The sequence below is a fragment of the Kitasatospora sp. NPDC001159 genome (assembly GCF_053598235.1).
In genome coordinates, this window is sequence record NZ_JBSFJV010000053.1 from 16,635 (window position 1) to 32,553 (window position 15,919).

The window sequence follows — 15,919 nt, forward strand, 5'->3', positions numbered from 1 at the left end:
TCGCTGGCAGCGGGAGTGCGCTGCCGGCTGGGACGGGCTGGAGGCGGGCAGGAGCGCGGCGGTGGCGGTGGTGCATGGGGGGCCGGCTACCAGACACCTGCCGCGCTGCGGCGCACCGGCCGCACCCGGCTGACGACCTGGCTTCGCAATGGCAAGGTTCGCGGCGCCGAGGCCCTGGCCCAGGCCGCCACGGAAGCGGTCGAGCGCCAGCGCACCACCGTCCCCGGGGCCGTCGGCTCCGCAACCCTTCCCGCAGGTGTCCTGCTTGCCGAACCGGCGGCCGCTCACGCTCCGGTCCAGCCGGTCGCCGCCAGCGTGTACACCCTGAGCGCTGGGCGAGTCGGCGCCATCGTGGCCGCGCTGCTGGCGCTGACCGCCGCAGTCACCGGCGGGCTGGCGCTGGCCCGCTCCACCAGGCGTATCGTCACCGGACCTGGGCGACGTGCAGTGGTCGCGGCCCTGGTGGCGGCACTGATCGCCATGGCCCTCGGCGCGCTGGTGACCGCTACCGACTCAGGTGGGATCGGTACCGGCAACGGTCTGGGCGGTGCCGTCGTCGCCCTGATCGTGCGGCTGATCAGTACGGCTCTCCACGTTCTGGCTCTGACCCGGTCCCACCGCAGCGGCTGACCGGCCACGGGACACCGAGCGGATCACCCGGTTGGACCGGCCCGCAGAGCCTTCCAGACCGCCGCCGAGATACGCAGGTTCTTCCACGATCTTGATCGTCCGCAGGGAGGGCCGATTATGTGAACCCGCTCCCCGGGTCGTTACTTTTAGTCGACGAACTGCACTGTATCCTTACGACGCGTAACGGCCCTTTTACCGTTCGACGGTTCCGTCGAGGTGCTCGCGGAGGAGGTCGGCGTGGCCGTTGTGTCGCGCGTATTCCTCGATCATGTGGATGAGGATGAAGCGGAGCGAGAAGATGTCGTCTCGGCGCCGCCCGACGACGTCAAGGGACTCGGCGGCATTCACGATGTCGCGGGATCGGGCGCATTCCTCGTTCCAGATCTTGAACGCCTCGGCCGGATCTGCGGTGTCGACGTCGAAAGCGCCGCCGCCGCTTCGGGGCCAGTGAGCAGCGCTGTCCTCGTCGTTCAACACGTTCCGGAACCAGGTCCGCTCGACGTCAGCCATGTGCCGGACAAGCCCGAGCAGCGACAAGCCCGAGGGTCGCACGGCCCTCTCCCTGAGCTGCTCGGCGGTGAGCCCCGCACATGCCATGGCCAGGGTGTCTCGCTGGCGTTGCAGGAAGCCGGTCAGCGTGGCGCGCTCATCGGCCACCCGCAGAGGTTCGGTCCTCTTCTGGTTGCCCACGGGTCCATCATGGCAGCGAGGGGCGCCTGGCAGGGTTTCGACAGCGTCAGGGCGCTCGGCGGGGATGCCGAGCGCCCTGGTGACAGTGTTCTATTCGCGGATGCCTGCGGCTTCGATTGCTCGTTGGCGGGTTGCTCGTGCGGTTGCTTGTGCTGCGGTGGCCAGGGTGACGAGGGCGCAGAGTGCGATGGTCTCGCTGATCTGGGTCCAGGGGATCACCGTTGGTGCGCTGGTGATGAGCTTGTTGAGTGAGATGTGTTGGGTCAGTGCGGCGAGTGCGGTAGCGATGGCGGCGAGGAGGGTGCCGACGATGACGGCGATGGCTGATTCGGCTGCGGCGATCTTGACGATCTGGGTGCGTGCGGTGCCAGCGAGGCCGAGGAGGGCGAATTCGCGGCGTCGTCCGGCCATGGCCATGATCAGGGTGTTGGCGACGGCGATCAGGGAGTAGGCCAGGGCGATGCCGAGGATGATGACGGCGGCGTTGTCGCTCTGTTCGGCGGCGTGGGCGCGTTGGGTTTCGAGGTAGGTGTCGTAGGTGACGAGGTGTGCGCCGGTGTCGGCGAGGGCCTGGTTGACCGCGGCCGTTTGTTGTTGGTTGAGGGGTTGGCCGGTGCCGGTCTGGGAGTCGAGGTAGACGCGGGTGGGTGTCATCGCGTCGGTGAGTGATGCGGACAGGTAGGTGTCGTCGCCGCCCAGGCCGCGGGCGACGATGGCGGCGATGACGCAGGTCACGCGTGTGCCGTTCGGCAGGAGGGTGACCACGTGGTCGCCGGCCGCCAGGTCGTCGGACCGGGCGGCGTGTTCGTCGATGATCAGGAAGTTGTCGGGCAGGTTGGTGAGCGAGCCCGAGATGACGGGTGGGGTGACGGTGGTGCCGAGGGCGGTCGCGGGCAGGGCGTTGGTGCTCAGTGAGTCGATCTGGTCGCCCTTGGTGGTTCCGATACGGATGTTCATCGAGGTGGTGGGGGTGACGCGGATGCCGGGGACGGCGGTGAGTTTGTCCAGGGTCCGGGCGTCGATGCCGGGGCCGGCGGGCACGACGACGTCGGCGGCGTGGATTTCCTGCTGCTGGCGGGCCAGTTGCACGGCGTCGCCGGATTTCTGCATGGTCAGCAGGGTGGCGACCAGGCCGACGGCCACCACGATGGGGGCGACGGTTGCGGCGGTGCGCCGGCGGGAGGTCAGGATGTTCTCGCGTACCAGGAGCGGGCCGGCCTTGGCCGAGCCGCGGAGCGGGGCGATCAGCAGGCGGGTGACGGGGCGCAGCAGGATCGGTGCGAGGAGGGTGACGGCGCCGACGTAGAGGACCGGGACCATCTCGTATTTGCGGACGCTGGCCGCGAGGTAGGGCTCGGTTTGGCCGATGACGGTGCCGGCGACGATGGCGCCGATCAGCATGGCGGTGCCGAGGAGCCAGCGGATGGGGGTCATGACGCGGCGCTCGACCGCGTTTTCGCGCAGGACCTCGATCGGTTTGACGAGGGAGACCCGCACGAGGGTGGCGGCGGAGCCGGCCAGGGCGGCGGCCACGCCGATGAGGAAGGAGATCAGCAGGGGCAGGGGGTTGAGGGGGATGGTGAACCAGGACGGGGCGACGTTGTGGTCGAGCATCCAGGAGCGCAGGGTCACGGTGCACAGCGGGGCGAGGATGCAGCCGGCGATCGCGGCGGCCAGGCCGATCAGCAGGGCTTCGCCGAGGACCATGCGGCGCACCTGTCGGGGGGCTGCGCCGACCAGGCGCATCAGGGCGAGTTCGCGGCGGCGTTGTTCGGTGGCGAAGGCGAAGGTGGCGATGACGACGAACACGGCGACGAACACCGCGAGTCCGGTGGTGCTTCCGGCCATGGCCTGGGCGTTGGCCAGGGCCTGGGCGCCGCCGGTGGTGTCGGTGTCCAGGCGGACCAGGTCGTCGCCGGTCAGGACGGTGGCCTGGCCGGCCACGAGGGCGGACAGCTGTTCGGTTTTCTGGTCGGTGACCAGGGCGTTGACGCCGGGGGAGAGGCGCTGGGCCTCGGTGTCGCTGAAGAAGGCCGGGTTTTCGAACCAGAGCGCGTCGGTGACTCCGACGATCTTGTACTGGCCGGTGGCGTCCGGGGTGGCGGCCTGGGTCTGACCTCCGATCAGGGACTGGTCGCCGGCGAGGACGATCTCGTCCCCGGCCTGGGGGGCGCGTCCGGCCGTCAGGTGGTAGCCCGCGAACGCGGCCGAGGACCAGGGGTGGCCGGTCGCGCCCGGGCCGGGGTTCAGCCGCACGGGGAAGCTGCGGTCGGGTATGGTCTTGCCCGCCGCGCTGACCTTGGCCACGACGTCGGCGGGCAGGACCGCGGGGGCCTTCATCGGGCGTGACTCGAAGCCCTGCGGCGCGACGACCGTGTGGGCTTCCTTGAACCGCTGCGGGCCCGGGTGCGGCGTGCCGAAGGTGGCCGCCAGGGTCAGCGTCATCATGCCGATCATCGTCGTGCCGAGCGCGAGGGCGAGGAAGGCGCCCACGAAGCCCATCAGACGGTGACGCAGGGTGGCTGCGGCGATCTTCAGCACGGGTTCGTCCCGTTCTCGCCGGGCTCCAGCGCGGCCATCCGCAGCGCGACGGTCTCGGCCGTCGGCTCGAACAGCTCGCCGGTCACCTTGCCGTCGGCGAGGAAGACCACCCGCTGCGAGTACGAGGCGGCGACCGGGTCGTGGGTGACCATGACCACCGTCTGCCCGTGCTCCTCGACGACCCCGCGCAGCAGCGCCAGGACCTCCCGGGCGGTCTTCGAGTCCAGCGCGCCGGTCGGCTCGTCCGCGAAGATCACCTTCGGCCTGGTCACCAGCGCACGCGCGATCGCGACCCGCTGCTGCTGACCACCCGACAGCTCGCCTGGACGGTGCCCGCCGCGCTCGGCCAGCCCCACCTGCGCCAGGCCCCGCTCGATCGCCACGGCATCGATCTCCCACCCCGCCAACCGCAAGGGCAGCTCGACGTTCTGTCGTGCCGTCAGTGCGGGAATCAGGTTGAAGGACTGGAAGATGAAACCCATGTGCTCACGACGCAACTCCGTCAGCGCACGCTCCGAGAGCTCGTGCAACGGCGCCCCGTCCAGCAGGACCTGACCCGCGTCGACCCGGTCCAGACCCGCCGCACACTGCAGCAGCGTCGACTTGCCCGAACCCGAAGGCCCCATGATCGCGGTGAACGTCCCCGCCTCGAACCCGACATCCACCCCGTCAAGCGCCCGCACCCGATTGTCACCACGACCATAGAGCTTGCGCACACCGGCCAGACGGACAAGGTCGCCCGTCCTCTCCGCACCGGCGAAGGCCGGGCTCGAAGCCCGTGCCGGTAGCACCTTGTTCCGGAACACTCGCGCGCCTTTCCATCGGGACATCGGTCGAGGGCGTCGGTCGCCCACCGCACCGACGTTAGGGCCGCGTGTGGTGTCCGCACCTCAGGACTGTCCCTGAGTTCAACCCTGAGGAACCCCTGGCAAGATCAGGGGCGGCCGGGCGGCGCAGACACCCGCAGCTCGCCACAGGCGGCCCGGCTGGCAGGGCTGGTGACGGTGTGTCCGCTCGAGCGGCATGCCTCGGCGCTGGGGACGCCGCCGACGGGGCCGTGATGAAGACGGTCCTGGTCGGCTGAGACCGGCGGGTCGGCGTGCGTGAACAGCTGGAACTGGTCGTAGCCATAGTCGCGGCCATTGGCGAGTAGCGCCTGGATGAGCCGCTTGCCCAACCCCTTGCCCCAGTGCTCGGGGTGAACGGCAACCATGCTGATGTGACACAGCCCGGGAAGGGCCGGGCCAGTACCACCGTTTTCGCGGCCGCTCATACCGGCTGCAAGGCCGATCAGGCGGCCGACCGCGCTCTCGGCGACGAAGAAGAACGTGTCGGGATTGGTGAGCCTCTGGCGAGTCCGAGCATCGCCCTCCGCGGCGTGGAGCAGGCGCCCGCCCCGCTGGGCGTGAGCGGCATCCAGGATCGTCAACGCCTCCTCGACGTCCGTCGGGGACCCGGGACGGACGGTAGCGGCGTGATCGGCTGGCATGCCACGACAACTATCCACTGGCGGCTATGGTCAACCCCTGGAACGCCAACAAGGCTGTGCCCGGTGATCAGTGGTCATAAGCGATCAGTGATCGGGCGACCGAAGCACCGATCTCGTTGTTGTGTCAGATGCCGGCGGCCTTTGAGGGTGTCGTTGACCGACTCGATCAGCTGGCAGACCTCCTTGAGCATTGGATTGCCGGACCGCTTCTTCTCGCGCTTGAGTGAGGGCCGCAGTAGCTCGATACCCAGCTCCGCGAGCCGATCCGACGTGCTCGCGGCCCAGCGCTTCGGCATCACCGGCGTCCTCGTGAAGACCGGAAAGCAGCAGGGCCGACCACGGCCGCCGGCTGGACTGCCATCCGACCCCTCGAACTCGCCACCGGGCGTCGGCGGCGCCGATCTGGCCGCTGTCATCGTGCCAGCAGGTCGACGAGATCGTCGGCGTGCTCTTCCTCCTCCTCCAGGATCGACTCGATCAGGCGGCGCGTGGTCGGGTCGTGGTCGCCCAGCCACCGCGCGATCTCCTGATAGGTCGAGATCACGATGCGCTCGGCGACGAGATTGTGCTCGAGCATGCTCTTGAGGTCGCGGGCGGCCGGTGTGGTGTAGTCGGTATGGGCGCGCTGAGCGAGACTGGCGGGGTCGAAGTCGGGCTGACCCCCGAGCTGGGAGATGCGCTCGGCGGCACGAAGACAGTGTTGCATCTCCTGGGCGGCGTGCTCCGTGAACTGGGCGGCGACCTGTGCCCGGTCGATGCCCGTCGCGGAGATGGCATGCCTGGTGTAGCGCAACCAGCAGACCACCTCGGTCGCGACCACGTCATTGAGGATGGAGATCACCTTCTGCCGGTCGAGGCCGTAGCTGCCGGTGACCGGTCCCGCCTCGATCTTCTGGCGGGCCTCGTCACGGATTCTGCTCACATCGAGAACGAAGTCGTCGGTTGTCATCTGCGCTCCCTGTGGTCCGGGCTGTGCTCGGCCAGGCGTTCCACGAGCGGACGTGCCACACACGTGCCGGGCGTTCGCTGTCACTGGTTCGCAGTACTTGATCCCCCGCCGTGGTCCTCACGATCAACGGTGCGAAGCAGCGTGCAACGGGCGTGGCGGAGCGCCCCGCAGACGGTTGCCGGGTCGATGTCGCTCTCCCATACCGCCTCGACCACGCAGGGCAGCATGGTCGGCGACTACCTCTCCACCTCGGTGGTGAACGGCAAGACGGTCGCGATCTTCGCCGTCGGCAAGGCGCCCGCGGGCGGCCAGGCCTTCGACGAGGCGATGTACGCCGTCCAGGGCGGGCTCGCGGTGACCGGCGGCACCGCGCGGGCGGTGACCGGCCCGGTGCTGTCCGCCGCCGGTGACCACCCGCTGGCCGTCCGGCCGCCGGTGCGGAACTGACCGACGGCGGCCGGCTCACCCCCATTCGCGCGCTCGCCTCCGGGGCGCTCTGATCCGGCGCCGACGGTCGTCGCTCCGGCGCTCGTCCCTCGCTTGTCGCTCCTCACTTTCGGCACCGGCGCTCGTCCCTCGCTTGTCGCTCCTCACTTTCGGCACCGGCGCGCCCCTTCGGCTCGGCGCGGTCGGGGGCGGGCCGGCCGCCGCGTCAGTGCGCGGGGCGGGTGGGTGCGCCGGGGGAGCCGTGGGCCAGGTCGATCGGGTTCTCGACGTCGACAGACTGCGTCGGTGCGGGCGGCGGTGTGGCTGCCGCAGGCGGGGGCGTGGCCGCGTGGGTCGCGGGCGGGGGTGTGTTGACCGGGGCCGTTCGGGGCGGTGCGGGGGTGGCTGCGCCAGGGGTCGCCGGGACAGTCGGCGAGGCGGCCGTTGTGCTGGTCCCCGGGGCCGCCGGAGCGGCCGTCGGGGCCGCCGTCGAAGGCGGTGCCGTGACGGCGGTGGTGGCCGGGGGCGGGCTGGAGGGCTGGTTGGTGCCGCCCTTGTCCGCATCGCAGGCCGAGGCGGTTCCGAGCGCGGTGAGGATGAGGACGGCGATCCCCACGGCTCTGTGTCGGTGCATGAGGTGAGGTCTCCCGGTTCTGGCGGACGATGCGGCCATGAGACGACAGCGGCGCCCGTCCGGTTCCGCAGGTGTGCGCGCGGCCCACCAGCCGAGGGTGGTTGGTGGGCCGCACGTGGGAAGTACCGTCAGCTGGTGATCTTCCACAGGCCGCGGCCGTGGGTGGCGGCCACCAGGTAGCTGCCGTCGGGGGAGACGGTGAGGTCGGAGACGGAGGCGTTCGGCAGGCCGGAGCCGAGGCGGCTCCAGCTGGCGGACCCGGTGGCGGCGAACACGCCGACGTCGCCGTCGACGACCACCTGGCCTTCCAGAGCTTCACCACGCTGAACGGGGCGTCGGGCAGGTTGCCGCTGATGGCCGTCCAGTGCGCGCCGCCGTTGCGGGACTCGAAGACGTGGCCCACTCCGGCGCCGTCGATCCAGTGGCGGCTGTAGGAGCCGTAGACCGCGTAGACGTGGCCGGCTGTCGGCCGGGTCGACGGTCAGGTCGGTGACGAAGCGGTTCGGCAGCTCGGGGGCGCTGATCCGGTGCCAGGTGCCGCCGTAGTTGGTGCCGATGCCGGAGGTGAACGGCGTGGCCGCGCCGGGGTTGCAGCCGTTGCCGGTGCTGCACCAGCCGGCGTAGGTGGTCGAACCAGAGACGGCGACGGCGGTGGAGGCGTTGCCCGTGCCGAGGTCGCGGACGGGCTTCCAGTCGCAGACCTGCTGCCAGCAGGTGGTGTCCCAGCCCTTGCCCAGGTCGTCCCAGACGTACCGACCACCGGCGACCCAGTGGTCGGCGTTGCCGGGGTCGGCGGAGAACGGGGCGTCGAAGCGGCCGTCGGTCTCGCACGGGCTGGTCTCGCGTGGAACGGCAGCAGAGCGGGCAGGGCCGCGCTCAGGGCTACGCGGGTTGCGCGGCGCCTGGCTGAACTCATCGGGGCTCCTCGCGGATGACGCGGACGTGCGGCCCCAACCTGCCGTCTTTGAGCATTCCAAGGAAGAGCGGTGCAGGAGTATTTGCAGATGCGTTAGTTGTCGGATGCGAACGATGCGCGAGATCGAACCCCCGCCGGTTGAGGACCAGTTGCGACCTCGGGGTATTCCGTTGCTTTAACGGATTTCACAGAATTGAGTTTTAATCATTCGTTACGCGAACCCCCTTCACGCGGTGCCATTGCACCGGCCAGGCTTCGGTCTGATCCACCGGGAGTGCGACCGCGCGCCCCGGCCGCCCAGGGAGGACGCACCGTGCCGAACAGGCAACGACGACGGCTGCTCATGAGCGCCGTCACGCTCACCGCGCTCGGCCTGACCACCACTCAGGCCGTCGCCGCACCCGCCGCGCAGCCCGGAACCCAGCCGAACCCGGTGCAGCGCCTGACCGAGGGCGGCCAGAAGCACGCTCAGAAGGTCAAGGGCCAGACTTCGGTCGGCCGGACCTTCTCCGCCAAGGCCGAGACCGGTGGCGACGGCGGCAGCGACGAGGCGGAGAACTCAGCCGAGGGCACCGCGCAGTACACCGAGGCCCGCACCGCCCCCGGCGTGGTGGCCCCCGGCGCGTACGGCGCGGCCTGGGCGCAACTGCAGTCGCTGCCGCACACCGGCGGTTCCTGGGACCACGTGACGAACAAGCCGTACAACGGCGACGACCCGCGCTACCGCGACGTCAACTCCAACTCCAGCGGCGGCGCCGGCTACGTCACCGGCCGCATCACCGGCATCGCGGCCGACTCCGACGGCTACGTCTACGCGGGCGGCGCCAACGGCGGCGTGTTCCGCTCCCGCACCGGCGGCGGGCACTGGGAGCCGATCGCCGACAAGCTGCCCACGCTGTCCACCGGCACCCTGAACCTGGACGGCGGCGGGCGGCTCTGGTACGCCACCGGCGAGTCCAACACGGGCGCGACCTCGTACGTCGGCACCGGCGTGTACGTGCTGGCCGACCCGAAGCACGGGAAGTTCCAGCCCGGAAACCGGGTCGGCGGCGCCGAGCTGGAGTCCACCACGATCCACCAGCTGCGCTTCGCCGGTGACAGGGTGTGGGCGGCCACCAACCGGGGCGTGTGGACCCACTCCACGACGGACCTGTCCGGGCCGTGGACACTGGAGTTCGCGCCCAACCCCGACTACCTGCCCGGCGGTTCGAAGGCGAGCGACCCGAGCGCGCCGTACAAGAACATCGCCAACGACGTCGCCATCGACCCCAAGGACCCGTCCAAGGTGATCCTGGCGGTCGGCTGGCGCGGCGGTGACACCTACAACGGCTTCTACAGCAAGGCGGCCGACGGCAGTTGGCAGCGGGTGGCCTCGCTGGGTGACCTGCCGACGGACGCGGCGAACGTCGGCAACGTGACCTTCGCGCGCTCGGCGGACGGCTCGCGCTACTACGCGATCGACCAGTCGCCGGACGTGATGGCGCACAACCCGGACACCGGCCTCAAGGGCATCTACGTCTCCAAGTCCGGCTCGCCGTCGGGGCCGTGGACGCTGGTGGCGGACAAGGACAAGCTCAAGGGCTCCGGCTCGGCGCTCCAGGACGCGGGCTACCAGCCGGGCATCCAGTCCTGGTACAACCAGTTCCTCCAGGTCGACCCGGCCAACCCGGACCACGTCTGGGCAGGCCTGGAGGAGGTCTTCGAGACCACCGACGGCGGCGCCAAGTGGGCCACCATCGCCCCGTACTGGAACAACCCGTTCCCGTGCTGGAGCATCGACCCCACCAAGCAGACCGGTGACTGCTCGCCGACGACGCACTCCGACCAGCACGCCGTCGCCATCGGCAGCTACCAGGGCAAGACCAGCGTCTACGTCGGCAACGACGGCGGTATCTACACCCGTCCGGTCAACGGGCAGCTGGACGCGGGCGGTCACGCGAAGGACTGGAAGTCCCTCAACGACGGGACGATCGACACCCTGCAGTACTACTCGGTGGGCGTCGGCAAGGACCCGGCGGACCGCTCCGGCCGGGGAGTGATCGTCAGCGGCGGCCTCCAGGACAACGGCGAGTCCATCCTGCGCGCCCACGACAAGGTGATGGGCTCCAACTTCGGTGGCGACGGTGCCGACACCATCGTCGACCCGGCCAACGGCTGCAACATCGCCGAGGAGTACGTCTACCTGGACGTCTGGGTCACCCAGAACTGTGCCGTCAACGACGGAAGTTGGACGAAGGACCCGAGCAAGGCCACCTCCTTCGAGGTCGCCCCGCCGGACAAGGACCTCGGTGGGGCGGGCGCCCGCTTCATCGCGCCGATCACCACCGACCCGAAGAACACCAACACCTGGATCGCCGGTGGTCGGCACGTCTGGGTGCAGAACAAGGGCTTCGCGATCCGCAGCGGCAGCGAGTGGACGTCGGCCTACGACCTCGGCGAGGGCCACGTCGCCACGGCGGTGGCCACCGTCAACGGCACCGTCTACGCGGGCTGGTGCGGCCCGTGCAACAACCAGGGCTTCAGCCGCGGCATCGCCGTCGGCAAGACCGACGGCACCGGCTGGCACCAGCTCAACCTGCCGGTCGACGGCACCCTGCCCAACCGGTACATCTCCTCCTTCGCGGTCGACGAGAACGACGCCCAGCACGTGTTCGTCTCGTTCAGCGGCTTCTCCCGCAGCTGGACCGAGGGCCCGGGCGCCGGAATCGGCCACCTCTTCGAGACCCACGACGGCGGCACCACCTGGACCGACGTCTCGGCCAACCTGCCCGACGTGCCGGCCACCTCGATCAAGCTGCTGCCCAACGGCGGCCTGGCCCTCGGCACCGACCTCGCCGCGTTCTACCGTGCGCCCGGCGCCACTGATTTCAGGGTGCTCGGCCGCAACCTGCCCACCACCTCGGTGCAGCAGCTCAAGATCGGCCCCGACGGCAAGCTCTACGCAGCCACCTTCGGGCGCGGCATCTGGTCCTTCGACCTGCGTCGCCTCGGCCACGGCCGGTACGACGAGACGGACGACTGATCCTTTTCGCTGAACGACACCGCTGGTGTGCGGACTGGTCGGATGACCGGTCCGCACACCAGCGTTCCTTTTCGGCTCTTCCTCTTCGTCTCTCCTGGTGTGCGCGGTGGGGACGTTTCGGCCGTAAGCCCGTACCTGGTACTGGTTGCAACCTTCTGCCCCCAGCGCCGGGGACCGGTCAGTGCAGGAGACCGGTGATTTCGGCGACGGTCTGCCGCGCGGTCCGGCCCACCCCGATGAGGGTCGCGGAGGCGGGGCCGGTCCAGTCGCCGTAGCCGAGGAGGTGGACGCGCGGGTCGGCGGCGACGCGGGTGCCGACCGTGTCGATGCGGCCGCGTTCGCCGCCACGGAGTCCGAGCGGGGCGAGGTGAGCCAGGGCCGGGCGGAAGCCGGTGCACCAGATGACGGTGTCCGCTGGCCACACCTCGCCGTCCGGCCAGCGCGGGCCGATGGGGGTGAGGGCGTCGAACATGCGGTGGTCGTCGAGGAGTCCGGCTGCACGGGCCTGGCGGACGGGCGGGACGGCGACGATGTCGCCGAGGTCGCTGATGCGCGGGCCGCCGTCCTGGACGCGGCGGGTGGCGATCTCGAACAGGGCCCGGCCGTCGACCTCGTCGGGCAGGAGCCGGGCAGGGCGGCGGGTGGCCCAGCGGACGGCGGCGGCGTGGCCGAGGAGGTCGGCGGCGATCTGCGCGCCGGAGTTGCCGCCGCCCACCACGACGACGCGCTGGCCGGTGAAGTCCTCGGCCCGGTGGTGGTCGCGGGTGTGAAGCTGCCGTCCGGCGAACAGTTCGCGGCCCGGGACGGCGGGAACGAAGGGACGCGACCAGGAGCCGGTGGCGCTTATCAGTGCCCTCGTGTGCCAGTCACCGTCGTCGGTGCGGGCCAGCAGACCGGCGGCGCCGGCGTCCTCCACCGCGCGGACCTGGACGGGGCGGTGGACGGGAAGCTCGTACCGCCTCTCGTACTCGACGAGATATTCGACGACGTGCTCCGCGTCCGGATAGGTCTGCCCAGCCTGACCCGGCATGGGACGTCCAGGCAGCGACGAGTACGCGGCAGGGGAGAACAGCCGCAGGCTCTCCCAGCAGTGCTGCCACGCGCCGCCCGGCGCGTTCGAGGCGTCGAGGACGGCGAAGTCGAGTCCGGCGCGCCGCAGGTAGTACGCGGCGGCCAGGCCCGCCTGGCCGGCCCCGACGACGAGGACCTGGACGTGCCGGACCGCGCTCACTTCGCCGTGGCCCTGGCGCGGTGGGTGAAGATCAGCGCGACGAGGGCCAGGCCGACGACCCCGCCGATCAGCTGCATCCCGATGAACCCGGGCAGCGAACTCGGGGCGATGCCGGCGAAGGTGCCGGTGAACGCCCGACCGATGGAGACCGCGGGGTTCGCGAACGAGGTGGAGGAGGTGAACCAGTAGGCGGCGCCGATGTAGGACGCGACCGCGACCGGGGCGAAGCGCAGGTGGTCGGTCTTGGCCAGTCCGAAGATCAGCAGGATCAGGCCGGCGGTGGCGACGACCTCGCCGAGTAGCAGGTGCCCGGCCGAGCGGTCATGCGTCGACCACGTCACCAGCGCCTCACCGAACATCGCGTCCGCCAGCACCGCGCCGCCGATCGCACCCGCAATCTGCGCGGGGATGTACGCGGCGACCTCCCGGCCCCCGAGACCCTGGGGATCCTTGCGGCCACTCCACCACTCGGCGAGGGTGACGACCGGGTTGAAGTGTGCTCCGGAGACGGGTCCGAGCAGCAGGATGAGGATGCCGAGACCGAAGACGGTGGCGAGCGAGTTGGCGAGCAGCTGCAGGCCGACATCCTTGGTGAGCTCGGTGGCCTGGATGCCGGATCCGACCACCACCGCCACCAGGGCGGCGGTGCCGACCAGCTCGGCCGCCACCCGGTTCAGCAGCGGAACGGCCGACGGCTCGGCAGCGAGAGGCTCGGCCGCGGTGACCTCAGGTCTCGCCTCGTCCATGGCGCTCAACAGGTACTCCTCGTGCAGGGCGGAGTGGGGCCGCCGGGATGGGGCTGGGGTGGTTCAGCAGGACCGCTTGCGGGTGTTCGCGGCGGCTTCGCGGGCGGTGGCGGCCAACCCGGCGAACTCCCCGGCGACGGCCTCCAGGGCGTCGGCGCGGAGCTTGTAGTACGTGAAGCGCCCGCAGGGCTCGGTGTCGACCAGCCCGGCCTCGCGCAGGATCTTCAGGTGGTTCGACAGGTTGGTCTGCTTCGCACCGGTCTCCTCGACCAGATGCGTCGTGCACAGCGCCTCCTCGGCGAGGAGCGCGATGATCTGCATCCGGAGCGGGTCGGCCAGAGCCTTCAAAATATCACCGTCGACTGATGTCACCATGGGCTGATACGTTACCCGTGTCGGGGCCCCGAAGCGAGCCCCATCCTCCCGGCCGTCACCGGGGATGCCTGCGCGTCTTCTTCTCGCGACCCGCTGCCCCTGAAGGGCTGGAACACCTGATGAACGACTCCCCGCCGCCAGCGCCGGACCCGAGACTCTCGGCGGGCGCCGCCCGCCTGGCCCTGCGCTACCACGGCACGGCTGCTCTGGCAGCGCCGGTCGCTCCCAGCTCGCCGCCGCCATCCTCACCCACCTCGCCGAGGGCCGGGTCCGCGTCTCCTCGGCCGGCACCAAACCAGCCGATGACCTGGACCTGCACATCGCCGAGGTCCTGGAAGTGGCCGGTGTTGCTCTGCCGCGCGATGCTTTCCCGAAGCCGCTGACCGAGGAAGTCGTGGCCACCGCCGGCGTGGTGGTCACCATGGGCTGTGGCGACGCCTGCCCCCTGCCCGCGAACCGCCGTTATCCGGACTGGCCCGTCCCCGGCCTGGACGGTGCCCCGATCGAGCGCGTGCGCGCCACCCGCGACCAGATCGGCTCCCGCGTCGAGACCCTCCTCGCCGAAATCACCGACCAGTTGAATAACCCCCACCCGGCCCTCAGCGGGCACCGCACAACAGAAGGGCACCTCACCATGACCACCGCGCCGATCGCCTCCGTGCTGTTCGTCTGCATCCACAACGCCGGCCGCTCCCAGATGGCCGCCGGCTTCCTGCGCCACCTCGCCGGCGGCCGCGTCGAGGTCCGTTCCGCCGGTTCCATCCCGGGCGACCAGATCAACCCCTCGGCCGTGGCCGCGATGGCCGAGCTGGGCATCGACATCTCGGACCAGACGCCGAAGGTGCTGACCACCGAGGCCGTCCAGGCGTCCGACTACGTGATCACCATGGGCTGCGGCGACGCCTGCCCGTACTTCCCCGGCAAGAAGTACCTCGACTGGAAGCTGGAGGACCCGGCCGGCCAGGGTGTCGAGGCCGTGCGCCCGATCCGTGACGAGATCAAGGGCCTCATCGAGGGCCTCATCGCCGAGATCGACGCCAAGGCCGCCGCGGGGCAGGAGAGCTGAGCATCTTCATGACCACGAACCAGGACACGTCGACGCCGACGCGCGCGAGGTCGTCATCATCGGCTCCGGCCCCGCCGGCTGCACCGCTGCCCTCCACACCGCCCGTGCCCGGCTCAAGCCGCTGTTGGGTCTTTACGGTCAGTGGCGCTCCACTGGTCTTCCACGGCAGCCGCTTCCGCCGCCTGCAGTCGAACGACCGGCTGGCCTTGACCAACATCGCCTGACACGGCGCGCTGCGGGGCGGCACCGGCCGTCTGCCCGCCGCCCGCAGCCGCCGGCCCACTCGTCCCGACGGACCTTCCCGCTCCCGCGGGCCACCTGACCGGGGAGGAACACGCCCCCGACTACGCTCAGAACAGCGCCAGGCCCTCGCTGCTGGTGTCCGGAACGACGGGCCGGAACTGCGCGGGGACGGTGTCATGGCGGCCGGGTCCCGCGGCAGCGGCCACCGCCGGGGCTGTCCCGGCCAGCCAGGTGCGGAATCGGTCGACGGCTTCGCGGTAGGGGACTTGCGCCAGGATGCGGTGCTCCCCGCTGGGACAGTGGTCCACACTCAGGGTGATCACGCAGGAGCCGGGCGCGTTGTGACTGCCCTTCCAGGAGGCGCGCAGTTCACCGCAAGGCTTGCGCCCGCGGGAGCTGTGGGGGGCGCGGTGGGTCGGGCGCAGCGGTTCGCCGACCAGGAGTGCGGTCAGTGCCGCCAGGTGTGGCAATGGCAGCGTGGTGCGGGCGCGGCAGCCGGGGCAGCGATGCCAGTGCCGCAGCCAGTCCTCGGCGTGGGTATGGAAGAGGGACGTGTAGCGGCTGGTGACGTACACGTCGTTGCTGTAGAGGTAGTTCGGCCGTTCCCGCGTGTTGCAGGACTGGCAGACGGGCGCGCGGACGTAGCCGTGCTCGTGGCAGTGGTCGACCGCGAAGGCAGGTGCTTCCTGGCAGACGGCGCACCTCCACCCGGACACCTCCAGCTTGGCGCGCTTCTTGCTGAGCACCGAGTAGACGTGGCCCTCCAGCTCCCCGTTGTACGGGCGCAGCGTGGTTGTGCGGCAGTCGGGGCAGAGCGTCCGACAGCTGCTGCCGGCCGGGACCCGCCACTGCTCGGGCTGATCCGCCACAGAGCCGCACCTCTGGCAGGTCCGCGCGGCCAGCAACCACCGCTGCTCGGCGTGCTCGGCCGTGTCCAGCACCTTCACCAGCGTGCGAGGTA

At 70.5% G+C, this 15,919-nt stretch carries 15 protein-coding genes and 4 pseudogenes; 7 read left to right on the forward strand and 12 right to left on the reverse strand.

Annotation, left to right across the window (positions count from 1 at the left end; genetic code table 11):
- Nucleotides 1–84 precede the first annotated feature (84 nt).
- Nucleotides 85–228 (forward strand): annotated as a pseudogene (locus ACWC9T_RS24890) (IS110 family transposase); the annotation flags it as partial.
- Between the two features lie 87 nt (nucleotides 229–315).
- On the forward strand, nucleotides 316–630 hold the full coding sequence (locus ACWC9T_RS24895; RefSeq protein ID WP_449823277.1) for a DUF6223 family protein: 315 nt from the start codon (nucleotides 316–318) through the stop codon (nucleotides 628–630).
- A gap of 192 nt (nucleotides 631–822) precedes the next feature.
- Here ACWC9T_RS24895 and ACWC9T_RS24900 read toward each other — a convergent pair whose 3' ends face one another.
- The 6 genes and pseudogenes from ACWC9T_RS24900 to ACWC9T_RS24925 form a co-directional block, all read right to left on the reverse strand.
- Nucleotides 823–1,320: a DinB family protein gene (locus ACWC9T_RS24900; RefSeq protein ID WP_449823251.1), complete on the reverse strand. Its 498-nt coding sequence runs from the start codon at nucleotides 1,318–1,320 to the stop codon at nucleotides 823–825.
- A gap of 90 nt (nucleotides 1,321–1,410) precedes the next feature.
- Nucleotides 1,411–3,861 (reverse strand): FtsX-like permease family protein, encoded by a 2,451-nt coding sequence (locus ACWC9T_RS24905; protein ID WP_449823252.1) that lies wholly within the window; start codon nucleotides 3,859–3,861, stop codon nucleotides 1,411–1,413.
- Nucleotides 3,855–4,715, reverse strand: coding sequence for an ABC transporter ATP-binding protein (locus ACWC9T_RS24910; RefSeq protein WP_449823253.1), 861 nt, complete (start codon nucleotides 4,713–4,715; stop codon nucleotides 3,855–3,857). Before ACWC9T_RS24910 ends, ACWC9T_RS24905 begins: the two co-directional genes overlap by 7 nt.
- Nucleotides 4,716–4,795: 80 nt before the next feature.
- Entirely contained in the window at nucleotides 4,796–5,290 is a 495-nt protein-coding gene (locus ACWC9T_RS24915) for a GNAT family N-acetyltransferase (RefSeq protein ID WP_449823254.1), read from the reverse strand.
- A gap of 167 nt (nucleotides 5,291–5,457) precedes the next feature.
- Nucleotides 5,458–5,610: pseudogene (locus ACWC9T_RS24920) on the reverse strand (IS982 family transposase); the annotation flags it as partial.
- A gap of 152 nt (nucleotides 5,611–5,762) precedes the next feature.
- Entirely contained in the window at nucleotides 5,763–6,299 is a 537-nt protein-coding gene (locus ACWC9T_RS24925) for a ferritin-like domain-containing protein (protein WP_449823255.1), read from the reverse strand.
- Nucleotides 6,300–6,485: 186 nt separating this feature from the next.
- Between ACWC9T_RS24925 and ACWC9T_RS24930 the strand changes: the two genes are divergently transcribed.
- Complete coding sequence (locus ACWC9T_RS24930) at nucleotides 6,486–6,746, forward strand: hypothetical protein (protein WP_449823256.1); 261 nt, start codon at nucleotides 6,486–6,488, stop codon at nucleotides 6,744–6,746.
- Nucleotides 6,747–6,951: 205 nt separating this feature from the next.
- On the opposite strand, the gene ACWC9T_RS24935 is transcribed toward ACWC9T_RS24930, so the two are convergent.
- The gene (locus tag ACWC9T_RS24935; RefSeq protein WP_449823257.1) at nucleotides 6,952–7,359 is read right to left on the reverse strand and encodes a hypothetical protein; all 408 of its coding nucleotides are present in this window, start codon (nucleotides 7,357–7,359) and stop codon (nucleotides 6,952–6,954) included.
- Nucleotides 7,360–7,487: 128 nt separating this feature from the next.
- Entirely contained in the window at nucleotides 7,488–8,336 is an 849-nt protein-coding gene (locus ACWC9T_RS24940; RefSeq protein ID WP_449823258.1) for a hypothetical protein, read from the reverse strand.
- A gap of 282 nt (nucleotides 8,337–8,618) precedes the next feature.
- Here ACWC9T_RS24940 and ACWC9T_RS24945 point away from each other — a divergent pair, with 282 nt between their 5' ends.
- Nucleotides 8,619–11,297 (forward strand): glycosyl hydrolase, encoded by a 2,679-nt coding sequence (locus tag ACWC9T_RS24945; RefSeq protein ID WP_449823278.1) that lies wholly within the window; start codon nucleotides 8,619–8,621, stop codon nucleotides 11,295–11,297.
- Nucleotides 11,298–11,475: 178 nt separating this feature from the next.
- Here ACWC9T_RS24945 and ACWC9T_RS24950 read toward each other — a convergent pair whose 3' ends face one another.
- The 3 genes from ACWC9T_RS24950 to ACWC9T_RS24960 form a co-directional block, all read right to left on the reverse strand.
- A complete protein-coding gene (locus ACWC9T_RS24950) occupies nucleotides 11,476–12,528 on the reverse strand; it encodes an ArsO family NAD(P)H-dependent flavin-containing monooxygenase (protein ID WP_449823259.1) in 1,053 nt (350 codons plus the stop codon).
- On the reverse strand, nucleotides 12,525–13,274 hold the full coding sequence (locus tag ACWC9T_RS24955; protein ID WP_449823279.1) for an aquaporin: 750 nt from the start codon (nucleotides 13,272–13,274) through the stop codon (nucleotides 12,525–12,527). Before ACWC9T_RS24955 ends, ACWC9T_RS24950 begins: the two co-directional genes overlap by 4 nt.
- A gap of 63 nt (nucleotides 13,275–13,337) precedes the next feature.
- Nucleotides 13,338–13,649, reverse strand: coding sequence for an ArsR/SmtB family transcription factor (locus ACWC9T_RS24960; protein ID WP_449823260.1), 312 nt, complete (start codon nucleotides 13,647–13,649; stop codon nucleotides 13,338–13,340).
- Nucleotides 13,650–13,863: 214 nt separating this feature from the next.
- On the opposite strand from ACWC9T_RS24960, the pseudogene ACWC9T_RS24965 reads away from it, so the two are divergent.
- The 3 genes and pseudogenes from ACWC9T_RS24965 to ACWC9T_RS24975 all read left to right on the forward strand — a co-directional run.
- A pseudogene (locus tag ACWC9T_RS24965) lies at nucleotides 13,864–14,070 on the forward strand (arsenate reductase/protein-tyrosine-phosphatase family protein); the annotation flags it as partial.
- 213 nt (nucleotides 14,071–14,283) lie between these two features.
- On the forward strand, nucleotides 14,284–14,715 hold the full coding sequence (locus ACWC9T_RS24970; RefSeq protein ID WP_449823280.1) for an arsenate reductase ArsC: 432 nt from the start codon (nucleotides 14,284–14,286) through the stop codon (nucleotides 14,713–14,715).
- 55 nt (nucleotides 14,716–14,770) lie between these two features.
- Nucleotides 14,771–14,842: pseudogene (locus ACWC9T_RS24975) on the forward strand (thioredoxin reductase); the annotation flags it as partial.
- Between the two features lie 223 nt (nucleotides 14,843–15,065).
- Here the strand turns inward: ACWC9T_RS24975 and ACWC9T_RS24980 are convergent.
- A complete protein-coding gene (locus tag ACWC9T_RS24980; RefSeq protein ID WP_449823261.1) occupies nucleotides 15,066–15,899 on the reverse strand; it encodes an endonuclease domain-containing protein in 834 nt (277 codons plus the stop codon).
- Nucleotides 15,900–15,919: the final 20 nt, after the last annotated feature.

What these genes read in the sequence shown, in the direction of transcription:
- ACWC9T_RS24925 (WP_449823255.1), bottom strand. Translation starts at nt 6,299, where the DNA reads ATGACAACCGACGACTTCGTTCTCGATGTGAGCAGAATCCGTGACGAG.
- ACWC9T_RS24930 (WP_449823256.1), top strand. Translation starts at nt 6,486, where the DNA reads ATGTCGCTCTCCCATACCGCCTCGACCACGCAGGGCAGCATGGTCGGC.
- ACWC9T_RS24935 (WP_449823257.1), bottom strand. Translation starts at nt 7,359, where the DNA reads ATGCACCGACACAGAGCCGTGGGGATCGCCGTCCTCATCCTCACCGCG.
- ACWC9T_RS24945 (WP_449823278.1), top strand. Translation starts at nt 8,619, where the DNA reads ATGAGCGCCGTCACGCTCACCGCGCTCGGCCTGACCACCACTCAGGCC.
- ACWC9T_RS24955 (WP_449823279.1), bottom strand. Translation starts at nt 13,274, where the DNA reads ATGGACGAGGCGAGACCTGAGGTCACCGCGGCCGAGCCTCTCGCTGCC.
- ACWC9T_RS24960 (WP_449823260.1), bottom strand. Translation starts at nt 13,649, where the DNA reads ATGGTGACATCAGTCGACGGTGATATTTTGAAGGCTCTGGCCGACCCG.
- ACWC9T_RS24970 (WP_449823280.1), top strand. Translation starts at nt 14,284, where the DNA reads ATGACCACCGCGCCGATCGCCTCCGTGCTGTTCGTCTGCATCCACAAC.